17 protein-coding genes are annotated in these 15,452 nt (G+C 63.1%); 8 read left to right on the top strand and 9 right to left on the bottom strand.

Annotation, left to right across the window (positions count from 1 at the left end; translation table 11 throughout):
* The first annotated feature begins 46 nt into the window (after positions 1–46).
* From Q9451_RS21110 to Q9451_RS21095, 4 genes are all read left to right on the top strand, one after another.
* Positions 47–334, top strand: a complete 288-nt coding sequence (locus Q9451_RS21110) for a hypothetical protein (protein ID WP_012271531.1) — start codon at positions 47–49, stop codon at positions 332–334.
* A complete protein-coding gene (locus tag Q9451_RS21105) occupies positions 331–1,851 on the top strand; it encodes a PepSY-associated TM helix domain-containing protein (RefSeq protein WP_012271532.1) in 1,521 nt (506 codons plus the stop codon). Before Q9451_RS21110 ends, Q9451_RS21105 begins: the two co-directional genes overlap by 4 nt.
* Entirely contained in the window at positions 1,848–2,186 is a 339-nt protein-coding gene (locus Q9451_RS21100; protein ID WP_041166449.1) for a DUF3325 domain-containing protein, read from the top strand. Before Q9451_RS21105 ends, Q9451_RS21100 begins: the two co-directional genes overlap by 4 nt.
* Positions 2,187–2,297: 111 nt before the next feature.
* Positions 2,298–2,837, top strand: coding sequence for a histidine phosphatase family protein (locus tag Q9451_RS21095; protein ID WP_012271534.1), 540 nt, complete (start codon positions 2,298–2,300; stop codon positions 2,835–2,837).
* Positions 2,838–2,840: 3 nt separating this feature from the next.
* On the opposite strand, the gene Q9451_RS21090 is transcribed toward Q9451_RS21095, so the two are convergent.
* A complete protein-coding gene (locus Q9451_RS21090; protein WP_012271535.1) occupies positions 2,841–3,626 on the bottom strand; it encodes a sulfite exporter TauE/SafE family protein in 786 nt (261 codons plus the stop codon).
* Between the two features lie 110 nt (positions 3,627–3,736).
* Positions 3,737–4,330 carry an XRE family transcriptional regulator gene (locus tag Q9451_RS21085; protein WP_012271536.1) on the bottom strand — a complete coding sequence of 198 codons (594 nt, stop codon included), beginning with the start codon at positions 4,328–4,330 and terminating at the stop codon, positions 3,737–3,739.
* Positions 4,331–4,445: 115 nt separating this feature from the next.
* Between Q9451_RS21085 and Q9451_RS21080 the strand changes: the two genes are divergently transcribed.
* The 3 genes from Q9451_RS21080 to Q9451_RS21070 all read left to right on the top strand — a co-directional run bounded on the left by Q9451_RS21080 (position 4,446) and on the right by Q9451_RS21070 (position 7,139).
* Complete coding sequence (locus Q9451_RS21080; protein WP_012271537.1) at positions 4,446–5,582, top strand: FAD-dependent oxidoreductase; 1,137 nt, start codon at positions 4,446–4,448, stop codon at positions 5,580–5,582.
* A gap of 11 nt (positions 5,583–5,593) precedes the next feature.
* Complete coding sequence (locus Q9451_RS21075; protein WP_012271538.1) at positions 5,594–5,971, top strand: RidA family protein; 378 nt, start codon at positions 5,594–5,596, stop codon at positions 5,969–5,971.
* Between the two features lie 94 nt (positions 5,972–6,065).
* Positions 6,066–7,139, top strand: a complete 1,074-nt coding sequence (locus Q9451_RS21070) for a membrane protein (protein WP_012271539.1) — start codon at positions 6,066–6,068, stop codon at positions 7,137–7,139.
* 152 nt (positions 7,140–7,291) lie between these two features.
* On the opposite strand, the gene mcpA is transcribed toward Q9451_RS21070, so the two are convergent.
* Together mcpA and Q9451_RS21060 are read right to left on the bottom strand one after the other, a co-directional pair.
* Positions 7,292–9,178, bottom strand: coding sequence for a methyl-accepting chemotaxis protein McpA (gene mcpA / locus Q9451_RS21065; protein WP_012271540.1), 1,887 nt, complete (start codon positions 9,176–9,178; stop codon positions 7,292–7,294).
* A 142-nt stretch (positions 9,179–9,320) separates the two neighbouring features.
* Positions 9,321–10,199, bottom strand: coding sequence for a LysR family transcriptional regulator (locus tag Q9451_RS21060; protein ID WP_012271541.1), 879 nt, complete (start codon positions 10,197–10,199; stop codon positions 9,321–9,323).
* 101 nt (positions 10,200–10,300) lie between these two features.
* Here Q9451_RS21060 and Q9451_RS21055 point away from each other — a divergent pair, with 101 nt between their 5' ends.
* Positions 10,301–10,729 (top strand): PACE efflux transporter, encoded by a 429-nt coding sequence (locus tag Q9451_RS21055; protein ID WP_012271542.1) that lies wholly within the window; start codon positions 10,301–10,303, stop codon positions 10,727–10,729.
* 36 nt (positions 10,730–10,765) lie between these two features.
* Here the strand turns inward: Q9451_RS21055 and Q9451_RS21050 are convergent, their stop codons facing one another.
* The 5 genes from Q9451_RS21050 to Q9451_RS21030 form a co-directional block, all read right to left on the bottom strand.
* Positions 10,766–11,824: a hypothetical protein gene (locus Q9451_RS21050; protein ID WP_041166450.1), complete on the bottom strand. Its 1,059-nt coding sequence runs from the start codon at positions 11,822–11,824 to the stop codon at positions 10,766–10,768.
* A gap of 120 nt (positions 11,825–11,944) precedes the next feature.
* Positions 11,945–12,613, bottom strand: a complete 669-nt coding sequence (locus tag Q9451_RS21045; RefSeq protein ID WP_012271544.1) for a GntR family transcriptional regulator — start codon at positions 12,611–12,613, stop codon at positions 11,945–11,947.
* Between the two features lie 16 nt (positions 12,614–12,629).
* A complete protein-coding gene (locus Q9451_RS21040) occupies positions 12,630–13,334 on the bottom strand; it encodes an FCD domain-containing protein (RefSeq protein ID WP_012271545.1) in 705 nt (234 codons plus the stop codon).
* Positions 13,335–13,378: 44 nt separating this feature from the next.
* Positions 13,379–14,692 (bottom strand): C4-dicarboxylate transporter DctA, encoded by a 1,314-nt coding sequence (locus Q9451_RS21035; RefSeq protein WP_012271546.1) that lies wholly within the window; start codon positions 14,690–14,692, stop codon positions 13,379–13,381.
* A 227-nt stretch (positions 14,693–14,919) separates the two neighbouring features.
* The gene (locus tag Q9451_RS21030; protein WP_012271547.1) at positions 14,920–15,234 is read right to left on the bottom strand and encodes a helix-turn-helix domain-containing protein; all 315 of its coding nucleotides are present in this window, start codon (positions 15,232–15,234) and stop codon (positions 14,920–14,922) included.
* Between the last annotated feature and the right edge of the window lie 218 nt (positions 15,235–15,452).

The following is a 15,452-nucleotide window of genomic DNA, read 5'->3' as shown; positions in this document are numbered from 1 at the left end:
CGCTTTGCGGCCCATTCGCGGCGGACACGTTTTTCCAGGAAGCCAAATGTTTAAATTTCCCGCCTGGCTACAAATCCTCTCCCGCAGCGGCGCCGCGCTGCTCGGCGGCTATGCCCTCAGCTACGCCGCCAGTGCGTGCCTGGCTCGTACCCTGCCGCTGTCCGCCACCGACGCGGTCATCGTCGCAACACTGCCGGCCTTCATCTTCTACACCGCCGCCATCCTCTGGGCGTTTGCCTGCCGTGATGCCCTGCGCGCCTGGGCGCCGCTGGCGCTGGCAGTGCCCCTCAACCTGATCGGCTTCTGGCCGCAAGTGCTGGGGTGGCTGGCATGAAGAACACCTTCACCCAATCGATGGCCTGGCTGCACACCTGGGCCGGGCTGATCTTCGGCTGGCTGCTGTTCGCCATCTTCGTCACCGGCACCCTGGCGGTGTTCGACAAGGAGCTCAACCACTGGATGCAGCCGGAAATCCCGGCCACCCAGGTGTCCCAGGCCGACGCCGCCCGGCGCGCCATCACCTACCTGCAGGCCCATGAGCCGCAGGCGGGCAACTGGGGTATCAGCCTGCCGAGCGAGCGATCGCCTGGGTTGCGCGTATCCACCGGTGAGCGGCGCCACGGCGGTGGCGTGCAGCTTGACCCGAGCACTGGCGAGGCCATCGAGGTGCGCGACAGCGTGGGCGGCAACTTCTTCTTCCGCTTCCACTTTACCCTCGACCTGCCACGCAACTGGGGCATCTTCGTGGTCGGTGCGCTGGCGCTGGTGATGCTTGCTGCGTTGGTCACCGGTATTGTCATTCACAAGAAGATCTTCAAGGAGTTCTTCACTTTCCGGCCAAACAAGGGCCAGCGTTCGTGGCTGGACTTTCACAATGCCAGCGCTGTGCTGTTGCTGCCGTTCCACTTGATGATCACCTACACCGGCCTGGTGATTTTCATGCTCATCTATATCCCTGCCGGGGTCGATACATTGTTCGCCGGCGACACGCGCGCCTACTTCCAGGCCCAGGGCAATGCACGCCTGGAACAGCCCCGTGGCGCGACAAGGCAGCCAGCGCCGCTGGTCGATGTGGTGCCGTTGCTGGCCCAGGCCGAAGCGCGCTTGGGGCCGATTGCTGGCTTGAATATTCGTAACCCCAACACTGCGGCAGCGCGTATCGAAATCCGCCCCGAGTTGGGCAACCGCATTGCCCTGGCCAAGGGGCAGGCGATGGTCTTCGATGGCGTCAGCGGGCAGTTGCTCAGCGACGTGCCGCAGTGGCGCGCGGTGCCTTTGACCCAGCGAGTCATGGTCGGCCTGCACTTCGCCCAGTTCGGCGGTTACCCGATGCGTTGGTTGTACTTCGTTTGCGGGCTGGTCAGCTGCCTGATGATCGCCAGTGGTCTGGTGCTGTTCTGCGTGAAGCGCGGGCGCAAGTACACCAGCACCACGGCCGATGCTTCGGCGCGACGATGGTACCGGGTGGCCGAGGTGTGCAACGTCGGCTTCATCAGCGGCCTGTTGCTGGCGTGCGTAGGGCTGCTGTGGGCCAGCCGGTTGCTGCCGGTTGACCTGATACAGCGGGAAAGCTGGGAGGTGCGTGCGTTCTTTGGCATCTGGCTACTGGCGCTGTTGCATGCCGGCGTCAGGCCGGCACGCCGGGCCTGGGCCGAGCAACTACTGCTGGCGGCAACGCTGTGCATTGGCCTGGGTGCGTTTGGCGGCTTTGAAGACTCGATGCGCCAGGGGGTTGCGACATGTGCGCTGGTGCTGGGGGTAATGCTTGGGCTGGCGGCCTGGCGGGTGCGGCAGGCGCAACCGGTGCCACAGAAGGCCAGGGCGGGGCGGCGCATGGAGGCCGAGGCATGACGATGTGGGTCATAGGCGGCGTGCTGTTCGCCTACGCCGGCATGCTCGGGCTGTGCCAAGGGCTGGAGCGGCACTACAAGCAGGTGTGGAATCGCACCTGCCCACGCGTGTTGCGTATCGGCCTGCGCAGTGCAGGTTGGTTGGCGTTGCTGGCTAGCCTGACGCTGTGCGCCCAGGCCTGGGGCTGGGCCATGGGGCCGGTGGCCTGGTTCGGCGTGCTGTCGCTGGCGGGCTTGTTGCTGGTGATGCTACTGCCGTACTGGCCGCGGCTGGCAGTGGGGCTGGTGGGGGCGCTGCCGGTATGGGGATTGGTGCAAGGGGTTTCTTCGCTGTGAACTGAACGCTCCTGCAAGGGGTACGCGTTTGTTCAGTCGACGACATTGTTGCAGCCAAAAGCCTCGCAGCATGCTAAACCATTGGCCCCAGCCTGCTGCGAGAGAGCCCCGGTGAAAGCCATTCGCCTTACCTTTATCTGCCATGCCCTGACCCAGGCTCAGAAAACCGGAAGCCTGCACTGTGCAGATGATGGCATCTTGCCGTTGACCCAGAAAGCCGACGTTCTTCTGCCCGGCATGCGCGTGCTGACTGCGCCAGAACGGCGAGCCTGCGAGACGGCGGCGTGGTTGTCGGGGCAGGTGCAAATCGAGCCGGCATTGGCCGATTGCGACCTGGGGCGCTGGCAAGGGTTGTCGTTGAAACAGTTGCAAGCCGAGCAACCGCAGGCGTTGGCCGAATGGCTGCACGACCCGGCCAGTGCGGTGCATGGTGGGGAGTCGTTCGCTGCGCTGTGCCAGCGCCTGGCCGCCTGGCTGGCGGCCTTCGACAGGCCGGGTGAATGGTTGGCGGTGACCCACCCGATGGTCATGCGCGCGGTACTGGTGCAGTTGCTAGGGTGCCCGTTGACTGCTGGTCAGCGTATCGATGTGCTGCCACTGTCACGCCTGGTGTTGAGTTTCACCGGGCAGTGGCGACTGCGCCTGGGCTAAGGCTCAGAACGCGAGCTTGTAACCGATCAGTAACAGCATGGCGGCCAGGCACGGGCGCAGCACGCGGTCGGAGATGCGTCCGGTGAGGTGGCTGCCCAGGTAGATACCCGGCAGCGAGCCCAACAGCAGGTAGCCCAGCAACGACCAGTCCATGTTGCCCATGCCCGCGTGGCCCAGGCCTGCTACCAGTGTCAACGGTACGGCGTGGGCAATTTCGGTGCCGACCAGCCGGCGGGTGACCAGGAACGGGTAAAGCAGGAACAGCGCCACGGTGCCCAATGCGCCAGCACCGATGGACGTGAGGGTAACCATCACGCCCAGCACCACACCGGTCAGCACAGTGAGGATATTGAGGCTGCGGTCACTGAGGTGGTAGTGGTCACCGGCATGGCGGCTGGCGAAGGCCTGCAGGCGCGATTTGAACAGGATGGCCAGCGCAGTGAGGATCAGCACCACCGCCAGGCCTTGCTTGATGATCGCATTTAGCGCCGAGGTGTCGGTGTGCAGGGTGCTGAGGAACCACAAGGTCAGCGCCGCAGCGGGCACGCTGCCCAGGCTGAGCAGGCCGGTGATCTTCCAGTCGATGTTCTTTTGGCGCGCATGCACCCAGACGCCACTGGCCTTGGTGATGGCCGCATAGAGTAGGTCGGTGCCGACTGCTGTCGCCGGGTTGATGCCAAACCACAACAGGATCGGGGTCATCAGCGAGCCGCCACCGACGCCGGTCATACCGACGATGAAACCCACGACCAGGCCAGCAATGGTGAAACCGAAAGAACCTACATCCATACGCTACTCGACTGCCCAACTTTGCCCGTTATCGGATGCAAGCCAGCATATAGATTTTTTTATAGCCAAATAGACTTGTTCGTTATTAGGTTATAACTGGGTGCACCCAATCACCGATCGGTCATCACCACCATGACATGCGCATCACCCCCGTCATCGCTTTCCGACAGGTAGATGTGCCCTACCTGGCTGTCAAAATAAGCGGTCTCCTGCGGCCCGATGCTCACCGCTTCTCCGGTTTCGAACTCGATGCGCACACGCCCGCTCAGTACCAGGGCGAACTCTTGCCCTGGGTGGCGGATAAAATCGTCGAACTGGCCGCGTTCGCGGGCAATGATGCGGGCATAGGCCGGTGTCATGCGCCGTTCGGGGAAGTCACCGGCAATCGGGTGATAGTCATAGGTACCGGTCGAATAGCCCGCCGCCGCCGGCAATGAATCGACCACTACGGTCACCGGCACCGGGGCGCTGACCGTGCCGCTGGCGCGAAACAACTGGGCGATGTCGACATTCAACGCCCGCGCTGCGGCGGCGAGCTTTTCATAGCTGACCGACACCTGCGCCAGTTCCATCTTCGACAAGGTGGATACCGGCACGCCACTGGCTTCGGACAATTGCTTTAGGGTCATCTGGCGCGCCTTGCGCACCTGGCGCAGGCGCTGACCGACTACGGCGCGGTCGAGCAGGGGTAGGGCAGCGGGCATTCAGGGTTCTCGGTATACGGCGTTGGTCGGGCATCTTACCTTGGACCCTTGCGCATTTCTAAATTCTCATATATTAGAATTCTCATAAATGATAATTTGCCTGACAGGAGCGTGCATGACCCCGACCTACGACACCCTGATCATCGGTGCCGGCATTGCCGGCGCCTCGCTGGGCTATCGCTTGGCCGGCCAGCAGCATGTGCTGTTGCTCGAACGCGAGTCACAGCCTGGCTACCATTCCACCGGGCGTTCGGCGGCCATGTTCATGGAAGCCTACGGCACGCCACAGATACAGGCGTTGACCCGCGCCAGCCGGGCCTTTTACGAAGCGCCGCCGCAGGGCTTCTGCGAGCACCCGCTGCTGGAACCGCGTGGCTGCCTGTATGTGGCCAGCCTGGAGCAGCACGCGCTGCTGGAGCAGACCCACGCGCAGAACCTGGCCAATGGCACCGAAGTCAGCCTGCTGGACCGTGACGCCGCCCTGGCCCTGGTGCCCAGCCTGCGTGGCGAAACCCTGGCCGGCGCAGTACTTGAGCCGGGCGCGATGGACCTGGATGTGCACGCCCTGCACCAGGGCTTCTTGCGCGGTTATCGCGCGGCCGGCGGTGAGCTGCGCTGCAACGCCGAGCTGATCCAGGCCTGGTACTTGGACGGCCTGTGGCAGGTGGAACTGGCTGATGGCAGCCGCGTGCAGGCACGCCAACTGGTCAATGCCGCAGGTGCCTGGGCCGACCGCGTGGCCGAGCAGTGCGGTGTGGCGCGCATCGGCCTGCAACCGTGCCGACGTAGCGCCTTTACCTTCCCAGGCCCTGCGGACCAGGACTTCGCCCGCTGGCCAGCGGTGATCGGCGTCGACGAAAGCTTCTACTTCAAGCCTGATGCCGGCCAGTTGCTTGGGTCGCCTGCCAATGCCGACCCGGTCGAACCGCAGGACGCCGCGCCCGAGGAGCTCGACGTGGCCTTGGGTATCTACAACATCGAAGCCATGACCACCTTGGCGATCCGCCGCCCCAGCCACACCTGGGCCGGGTTGCGCTCGTTCGTTGCCGATGGCGACCTGGTGATCGGTTTCGATGCACACGCTCCCGCGTTTTTCTGGCTGGCGGCGCAAGGTGGCTATGGCATCCAGTCGGCAGCGGGCGCTTCGCGCCTGGCCGCCGACCTGCTGCTTGGCCAGCCCTTGTGTCCTAGCCTTGTCAGCCAGGGCGTGGCGCCCGAGCGCCTGTCCCCGGCCCGTTTCCAACACCCTTGAAGGAGTACCCCATGAGCAATGACATCCAGCGTTTCCCCAGCAGCCTGCCGTTCCCTTTCTCCCGCGCGGTAAAGGCAGGTGGCTTTCTGTTCCTCTCTGGCCAGGTGCCGATGAGCGCCAGCGGTGAAGTGGTACGCGGTGATATCCAGGCCCAGACCCGCGCAGCCTGCGAGCGCATTGCCGAAAGCCTGGCCGCTTGCGGGGCGCGTTTCGACCAGGTGGTCAAGGCCACGGTCTGGCTGTCGGACATGAGCCATTTCGCCGGTTTCAACGAGGTGTACAAGGAATTCTTCGGCGCGGCGCTGCCGGTGCGTTCTACCGTAGCCTCGGCGTTGGCGCTTGGGGTGGATGTAGAGATTGAAGTGCAGGCGTTCGTCGGCGACCTGTGACCGAACAAAGCGCTTTTGTAGGCGCAGCGCAAGGCTGCGCCAACAAGAGATAGGCGGCGCCAATGACACAACAACAATAAATCCAGAGGTTCACATGCAAGAGCAGCTGAAGATTGCCGGCGCATTTGTCGGCGTGATCGTGGGGGCGGGGTTCGCTTCGGGGCGGGAACTGTTGTTGTTCTTTGTCGATTTCGGCGTGTGGGGGCTGGTTGGCGCGTTGGTCAGCGCCGCCTTGTTCACCTTCCTTGGCATGGCCTTGGCCGGCTTGGGCAACCGCCAGCAGGCCACTTCGCACAAGGACGTAATCCAGGCCATCTGTGGCCGTCACCTGGGCCTGTTCGTCGACTGGCTGATCACCTTTTTCATGTTCGCGGTCACCGTGGTCATGCTGGCCGGCGGTGGTGCGTTGCTGGAGCAGCAGTTCGGTATTCCGGCGCTGACCGGCAGTGTACTGGTGACGCTGGTGGTGGTTGCCATCGTGTGCCTGGACGTGCGCAAGGTGATCCTGGCGATTGGCGCCATTACCCCGCTGCTGATTCTGGTGGCCTCGGCAATTGCCTTGTACGCCGTGTTCACCCGTGAACAGAGCTTCGCGGCGCTCGACCAGCTGGCCAGCCAGCAACAGGCCGGCACCCGCCACTGGCTGCTGGGTGCGTTCCTGTATGTGTCGTACAACATCGTGGCCGGTGCGCCGATCCTGGCCATTCTGGGCGGTTCGGCCAAGGGCGAGAAAACTGCAATATGGGGTGGCCTGCTGGGTGGTGCGGCACTGGGAGGCCTGATGCTGGTGATGAGTGCCGGGCTGTTGTCGCGGCTGGACAGTGTGGCCGACCTGCCCATGCCGATGCTGTCGATTGCCAACGAAGTGTCACCGCTGCTGGGGCTGGTGATGTGCCTGATCATCTTCGGCATGATCGTCAACACTGCAGTGGGCACGCTGTTTTCGTTCCTCTCGCGGCTGTTGCCGGCAGGCACGGCGAAGTTCCGTTGGGGCTCGGTAGTGACCGGGGTGGTGGCGTTCGGCTGCAGCCTGGTGGGGTTCATCAGCCTGGTGGGCCAGGTGTACCCGCTTTTCGGTTATTTGGGCTTTGTACTGATGGCAGCGGTGTTGCTGGCGTGGGTGCGGCGGGGTAGGGCCGTTAAAGCGGCGCTCACTGCTGACGCATGATTTGCTGCTGACGCGATCCCCTGTAGTAGCAGCCTTGTGTCGCGAAAGGGGCGCGTTGCGGCCCCGGACTTTCAGCTAAGCCGCAGAAATTGCCGGGGCCGCTCTGCGGCCCTTTCGCGACACAAGGCCGCTCCTACAGGGTGTGTTCCGATTTAGATCCTGAAGCTGCCTACCAGCTGTTTCAAGCGCCCGGCCTGCTGGGCCAGCTGATCGCAATGGCGCAGGGTGTCGTTGAGGTTCTCCACCCCTTGCTGGTTCAGGGCGTTGATCTGGGTAATGTCCAGGTTAAGGCTCTCGACCACGGCGGTCTGCTCTTCAGTAGCCGTGGCCACCGACTGGTTCATGCCATCGATTTCGCCAATACGCTGGGTCACGCTGGCCAGGCGTTCGCCGGCCTGGTTGGCCACCTGCACGGTCTGCTCGCTGGAAACCTGGCTGGTGTTCATGGTGTGCACCGCTTCGCGCGAGCCCACCTGCAGGCTGGTGATCATGCGGTGGATTTCTTCCGCCGATTCCTGGGTCCGGTGCGCCAGGTTACGCACTTCGTCGGCCACCACGGCAAAACCACGGCCGGCTTCACCGGCACGGGCCGCTTCGATGGCGGCGTTCAGCGCCAGCAGGTTGGTCTGCTGCGAGATGCCCTTGATCACGTCGAGTATCTTGCCGATTTCGTCGGTGCTGGCGTTGAGCGTTTCGATCTGCGCGCACGACTCGCTGATGCGCTGCGACAGGGCCGTCATGGCGCTGATGGCTTCTTCAACCACTTCACGGCCACCGTGCGCCTGTTCGCTGGCACCGCTGGCATGTTGCGAAGCATCGGCGGCATTGCGGGCGATTTCCTGGGTGGCTGCGCCCAGTTCGTTGATGGCCGCAGCCACACTGTTGGTGCGCATGCTCTGTTCTTCAGAGCCGCTGATAGACGCATTGGACGCACTGACCACTTTCTCCGACAGGTCATGCACCAGGCGGGTGGCCGAGGACACTTCGCTGATCGAGGCATGGATACGCTCGACAAAGCGGTTGAACGAGGTGGCCAGTTCGCCGAACTCATCCTTGTTCTGCACGGCCAGGCGGCGGGTAAGGTCACCTTCGCCTTCGGCGATGTCACGCATGGCGCGGCCCATGGTGGTCAGCGGGCTCATCAGCACAGGGATCAGCAGGCCGAGCAGGCCGGCAATGGCGGCCACGGCAATCAGCATGGCAATGATCGCCGAGGTGCGGAACTGGCTGAGCGCGGCGTAGGCTTTGTCCTTGTCGATGGACAGGCCGATGTACCACTGCGCCGACGGCAGGCCGTTCACCGGGGCGAACGAAATGATGCGGTCCTGGCCGTTGAGGGTGACATCCTGCATGCCGGCGGCAACCCGCAGGTTGCTGCCTGGGTAGATGTCCTTGAGGTTCTTCATCACCTGGTCTTTGTTGGGGCTGACGATCACCTGGCCGTTGGCGTCGGCCAGGAAGGCGTGACCGATGCCACCGAAGTCGACCGAGTTGATGATTTCTACCAGGGTATCGAGGGTCACGTCACCGCCGACCACGCCGATCAGTTCGCCATTGCTCTTGCTCTTCACCGGGGTGGCGATGGTTACCATCAGGCCACCGACCGCACCCTGGTATGGGGCGGTCAGCACGGTTTGCCCGGCGCTGGCGGCGGCGCCATACCAGGGGCGCTGGCGCGGGTCGTAACCGGCGGGCATCTGGGTATCCGGGCGCTGGGTGAATACGCCGTTGGCCTGGCCCAGGTAGGTGAACAGGAAATTACGCGTGTAGGACGGCTGCTCGATCAGCCCGGCCAGGGTGTCGCCGGCGCCTTGCTGGCCGATGTCCTGGGCCAGGTTTTCCAGCACCAGGATGCGCCCGCTCATCCAGTTCTGCACGCTGCTGGCAGTCAGTGCACCGGACTGCTGTACCGAGGCTTCGATGTTCTGGCGGATGGTGTTGCGTTGCAGGTAGTCGTTGTAAAGCGTGAACAGGGCAAATGCCAGGACCACGACGCCGCAGGCGCTGAGCAGGATCTTGTGGCGAAATTTCAGGTTCATGTTTCGAGACCTTGAGCCAATGAGGGGAGGGCGCAGCGCGCTCATGACGCACTGCGGGGCCTATCGACCGAGATATCGGCTCAAGGGGTAAAAGATTGAAGCGCTTACAGAAATTTCTTACGGTCGTTTCGACAGACGGCAGTCACTGCTCAGCCAACTGCTCGATCAGCAGCCGTGCGGCCTGCTGCAGCGGCTGTTGTTTGCGCCACAGGATATGCACCGGCAACTGCAATTCGTTGCGGGTATTGCGAAAATCCAGGCGTACCAGGCGCCCGCTGGCCAGCAGCGGCGCGACCCGCGACAGCGGCAAGTCGCCCCAGCCCAGGCCGGTTTCCACCATCTGCAAAGCCAGGTCGAAGCTGTCGGTGAACCAGTGGGTGGCGCCGATCAGCGGGCGAGGGTCAGCCAGTGGCAGGTCGCGGCTGCGCACCAGAATCTGACGCACTTGGGTCAGGTCCTCAAGGTAGTGGATACGCCCCTCACGCAAGGCCGGGTGGGCCGGTGACAGCGTAGCCACCAGCGTCTCCATGCCGATGTGCTGGAAGCCGCGCCGGGCATCGACCTGCAGGCCGGCAAAGGCCACGCAGAGGTCGGCGCGGCCGCTGTCCAGCAACTGCAGGGCTTCCTCCTGCGGGGCGCTCAGCAGGGCGATGTCCAGCAGAGGGTGGCGCTCGCCGAGGTTGGCGATGGCCGCCAGCAACGGGCGGTGATCGATGTCGGGTGCCACCGCCAGCGTCAGGCTGCTCTCCAGCCCCTGGGAAAGCTCCAGGGCATGCACCTGAAGCAGCCCCAATTGCTCGGCAATCAGCCTGGCGTGTGGCTCCAGGGCCAAAGCTTGTGCAGTTGGACGAACTTCACGCGGACCGCGTTCGAATAGGTTGTAGCCAAGTTCCGCCTCAAGGTTGCCGATGGCCATGCTCACGGCCGACGGCACGCGTTTGAGCGCGCGCGCAGCGGCGGAAAAGGAACCGCGGTCGAGCACGGCAAGAAACAGCTGGATGTTGTCGCTGGAAAAATTCATGGCAGCCTCCTGTCAGTAGATCTGACAGCTGCTTACTTTTGATGTCAAGTGCATTGAAGCATGATCGCCCCCATCGCTTTTCTCATTGGAGGTAATCCCGCGTGCAGGGACTGAAACGCAAACTGGTCTACGTGACGTTCTATGAACTCATCGGGCTGTGCATGTCGACCCTAGGGCTGGCTTACCTGTCGGACACGCAGGCGTCGCACACCGGGCCGCTGGCGGTGATGATCACCACCATCGCCATGCTCTGGAACCTGGTCTACAACAGCCTGTTCGAGTATTGGGAGAGCCGCCAGGCCAAGCGTGGTCGCAGCGTGGCGCGGCGGGTGGCGCACGCCATCGGCTTCCAGTTGACCCTGGTGGTGTACCTGATCCCGCTGATTGCCTGGTGGCTGGACATGACGTTGCTGGAAGCGCTGCTGGTGGACATGGCGTTCATCATTCTGGTGCCGTGCTACACCTTTGCCTATAACTGGGCGTTTGATCGGGTGTTTGGGTTGCCCAACTCGGCCATGGCTACAGCTTGATCTAGCGGGTACTGGCCTCTACGCGGCACAAGGCTGCTACGGCGGCAGGCGAATGATCAATGGCGCCTGCTGTTGTTTCACCTGCTGCACCGGTTGTTCCACCGGTCGCGGCGCACTGGCCAGCAAGCTGTCCTCAACCTGCCCCGACAGGTAGTACACCCCCGCCATGGCCCCGCTCTGGCGGTTCTCCATCAACTCCTGCCACTCCTGGTTCAACGCCACGTTGAGGATCACCCGCAGTTGCTCGACCATCTGTGGTTGTTCACGGTCATGGGTCATCATCCCGTAACCGGCCGCTGCAATCGAAATCATCGCCCCTGCCACCTTGCCCACTGCCGATGCCACGGCACTGGCAATACCGCGTGGGGCCAGGGTGGCGCCGAGTTTTTCGCTTGCCTGGGTGGCCACCGAGTTCAGCCCGACATCGGTCTTGCCGGGGCCTTTGCTGGCTTGCTGATGCAAGTGCTGGCGCATGGCTTGCCATGCCGGTTGCTGGTCCAGCGACTTGGCCCGCAGCAGCTGATAAAGGCTGGCATTGCGCGCATCCGGTGGCCCCAGGGCGATGACGGGAATACGGTTCAGGCGCTGGCTGAACTGCTCGGGCGGCGCGTTGTAGCGGCTGATGATGGCCGGCAGTTGCTGGCCGAGCAGTTGCAGGTACAGCTCGCAGGCCCGGTCGCGAATGCCCTCGGGGTTGATCTGCTCGGCCACCGGCTCGATCACCCGTGCGTGGTACTGCTCCTGCAGGTACAGCGCCAGGCGCTTTTCTGCCGGTTCCCGGCCCTCACCACTGTCGAGCTTGTACCAGGCCACCTTGAGGGTGAGCCACTGCTGGGTCCAGTAGCCAGTGAACCAGGGGATGAAGTCGCTTTCGGTACGTTGCTGTACCTGTTCTTTCCACACCCGCATGGAGCGCCGGGCATAGTCATTAGCCGAGCCGGCGGCGCCCACCGAGGCATCGATCAACTCCTGGTCGATGCGTTGCCAGGCAGCGGGGGTGAGTACTGCAGGTGGCGGCGGGGCAGGTGGGCGCTTGCTGGCACAACCGCCGAGGGCCAGCGAAAGGCACAGCAACAAAAGCATTCGAGAGCTCACGCGACCGCCTCCCTGGTAGAGGCTGGGGTGGTTCTCGCAGTATAGGGTGGGGTGCGAGCTGCTGCCGTGCAGCCCATCGCCAATCGCCTGCCCAACGCGCTCCCAAAGGAACCCGCGTAATCACTTCAGGACGAGCTTTTCTTCCAGGCGGTCGAGGTGTTTGTGCATCAGCCCCAAGGCCGCCTCGGCATCACCTTGCTCGACGGCATCGATGATTGCTGCATGTTCTTGCCACGCGCAGTGGTCACAGCACGGCGACTCGTAGCGGGCGATGATCAGCGAGGTCATCGGCACCAGCCCATTGAGAAAGCGTGCCAGTGGTGCGTTGGCCGCCACTTGCGCCAGTTTCAGGTGGAACTCGCCGCCCAGGCGGATCGCCGAACAGCGTTCACCACTTTCATGGTGCTGGCGCTCGCGCTCCACCAGTTGCCGCAGTTGGCGAACCTGCGCCGGCCGGGCGCGTTGCGCGGCCAGGGTAATCAGCGTGGTCTCGGCCAGGCGCCGGGCGCTGAGTACCTGGCGTGCCTGGTCTGGGTCGGGCGCGGCCAGGTGTGCGGTGTGGCTGGGGCGCTGCACCACCACTTGCTGGTCGGACAGGCGCCCGAGCACGCGGCGGATCACCGTGCGGCTGACACCAAAGGCATGGCCCAGGGCCTCCTCGGGCAGCAGGCTGCCGGGTGGCAGGCGCTGTTCCAGAATGGCATCGAACAGGCGCGGGTATATCTGCTCGGCCGACAGGCGGGTTTCACCGGCCGCGAGCAGGGCAGGCAAGTGGTGGGCGGCGTTCATGGTCGCTCTCCTGAAGTCATGGATGCGGATGTTCGTCCGGGATATTCAGCGCAATACCCATGCGCAGCCCTTCGGCCACGATATGCTGACGCATCTGGGCACTGGCCTTTGCGCTGCTGCGCTCGCGAATGGCGCGTACCACCGCTTCGTTCTCCTTCAGCCGCGCGGCCAGGTGCTCTGGCGAGTTGCGCAGCATGTCGGCGCTCTGCTTCAGGGCATTGCCGGTTTGCTGCACCACACTCTGGAAGATCGGGTTGGTGGTCAGGGCGAACAGCGCCTCATGGAAGGCGATGTAGGCCTTGACCCCGGCTTCGCTGTCATCGGCCTCCAGCGCTTCACGCATGTCCATCAGGGTCAGCCGCAGTTGGCCAATGTCCTGGCTGTTGGCCGATTGCGCCACCAGGCCGACGATGAAGGGTTCGAGGGTGTAGCGCAGTTCCAGCACGTCGGCCAGGCTGGCCGCGGCGCTGGTGTCCACGCCTGCTTCATGGCTAATGGCATCGGCATCCAGCACCAGCACGCCTTTGCCCGGCATTGAGCGCACAAGGCCCAGGGTTTCCAGCACGGTCACCGCTTCGCGCAGGCTCGGGCGGCTGATACCCAGTTGTTCGGCCAGCTCGCGCTGGCCTGGCAGCATGTCGCCGGTGCGCCATTGGCCGCGGGCCAGGGCCTGGCGCAGTTTTTCCACCACTGAGTTGACGACGGTCGATGAGCTGATCACGGTTCGCTCCTGCTAGGGCCGGCGTCTTCGCCGGCCACTTTCGGTCAAAATTCCTGTTGATGGTGTGTGTTGGGCTGTTTGCGCTGCGTGGGGTTAAAACCAAGTTTGCCATCGAGCACGTTCTGCGCGCGTTCCAGGTCAATGTCTTTTTCCCAGCGGGCGATGGCCACGGTAGCCACGCAGTTGCCGATCAGGTTGGTCAGCGCCCGGCCAATACCCATGAACCAGTCCACCGCCAGTACCAATACCAGCCCGACCACCGGAATGGCCGGTACGGCGGTCAGGGTGGCAGCGAGAATCACCAGCGCCGAGCCTGGGATGCCGTGAGCGCCTTTGGAAGTCACCAGCGACACCAGCAGGATGGTCAGCAGGTCGGTCATTTCCAGCGGTGTGCCGGTGGCGTTGGCGATGAACACGATGGCCAGGGTCAGGTAGATGGAGAAACCATCGAGGTTGAACGAGTAGCCGGTCGGAATCACCAGGCCGACCGTGGAACTGCCAATGCCTAGGTGCTCCAGCTTGCGCATGATTTGTGGCAGTACGGCGTCGGAAGAAGCGGTGCCGAGAACGATGGTCAGCTCCTCACGCAGGTACTTGATCAACGGCAGCAGTTTGAGGCCCGACAGGCGCATGACGGTGCCCAGCACGATCAGTACGAAGCCGGCGCAGGTCAGGTAGAACAGCGCGACCAGGCCGCCCAGGTGCTGCAGCGATTCCAGGCCGTATTTGCTGGTGGTGAAGGCAATGGCGCCGAACACGCCGATCGGCGCCAGGCGCACGATCATGCCCATGATGCGGAAGATTACATGGCTCAGTTCGTTGATCAGCCGCGAAATGCCGGCGGCCGAGTCACCCACCAGGTTCAGCGCGCTGCCGAACAGTACCGAGAACAACAGCACCTGGAGAATGTTGTTGTCGGCGAAGGCGCCGATCACCGAAGTGGGGATCAGGTCCATGAAGAACGCCGTGGCGCCGTGAATGTGCTGGCCGCGCTCGGCCAAGCCGTTGGCATCAGCGGTGGACAGCTGGTCCAGGTGAATGTTGGCACCGCTACCAATGCCACTGCTGAAGGCGAACACCAGGCCGATCACCAGCGCCAGGGTGGTCAGCACTTCGAAGTAGATCACCGATTTCAGGCCGATGCGCCCGACCTTTTTCAGGTCGCCCGCTCCTGAGATGCCGCTGACCACCACGCAGAACACGATCAGGCCGATGAGCATCTTGATCAGCTTGATGAAGCCGTCGCCAAGAGGTTTGAGTTGCAGGGAGAGGTCGGGGAAGCTCAGACCGCAGGCGATGCCGAGGGCAAGGCCGAGTACGACTTGCAGGAAAATCGAACGCGAGCACCATTTGAGCATGGGAGGAGTCTCTGATCGGTGTCCTTGCTTCGGTAGCCGCACGGGGCGAAAGAGCGCAGGACTTAATTATTGTGGTCTTACCGGTTTGTTCAGCGCGAAGCCATAAAAGCGCGAAAAAACCCTGAGTGCAAGGTTTTTTGGCCTTACCGGTCTGACCAGTTATGGGGCAATCCGGCCTGCCAGGCTCTAGTTCGGTGCGTACCGTAGAGGGGGGGCGCGTGAACAGGTCAGGGCTTGGCCAGTGCCTGCTCCACTGCTGCAATCAGCTTGCCAAGATCCTTGGGCGGGGCGTTGTGAATGACACCGAACAGGTAGGCGCGCTGCTCCTCTTCGTCGTCCGGTTCGGCGAAGAAGTCCTTGGGTTTTACACCCAGCACCTGAGCGAACTCCATCAGTGCATCAATGCTGGGGGTATAGGTGCTGGTTTCGAAGCGGCTGATGGTCTTGGGGTCGAAGCCGGTCCGTTCGGCCAGTTGTGCCTGGGTCAGGCCCGCCAGCTTGCGGTAGCGGCGCAGGGCGAAACCCAAAGCTGATCTCGTCATCACTTAATTCCCATTTAGAATCAAGAACTTAACGATATCTATCGGCATGGCGCAACGCCATGATTGATCACCTTTGTTTTATTTATGTGATGAATTTCGTAGAATTCACGGCTTGACTGGCCAGTCATCGTCAACTTCCTTGCTTCGGTCGGCCTCGTGCCCCAACGGCGGGAAGCGCATTTGCCAATTGGAGCGGATCGCCATGGATCGGTTCCGGC

It is taken from the genome of Pseudomonas sp. NY8896 (genome assembly GCF_039634505.1).
Note: the sequence above shows the minus strand (reverse complement) of the source record. Positions and strands in the feature narration are given on the sequence as shown.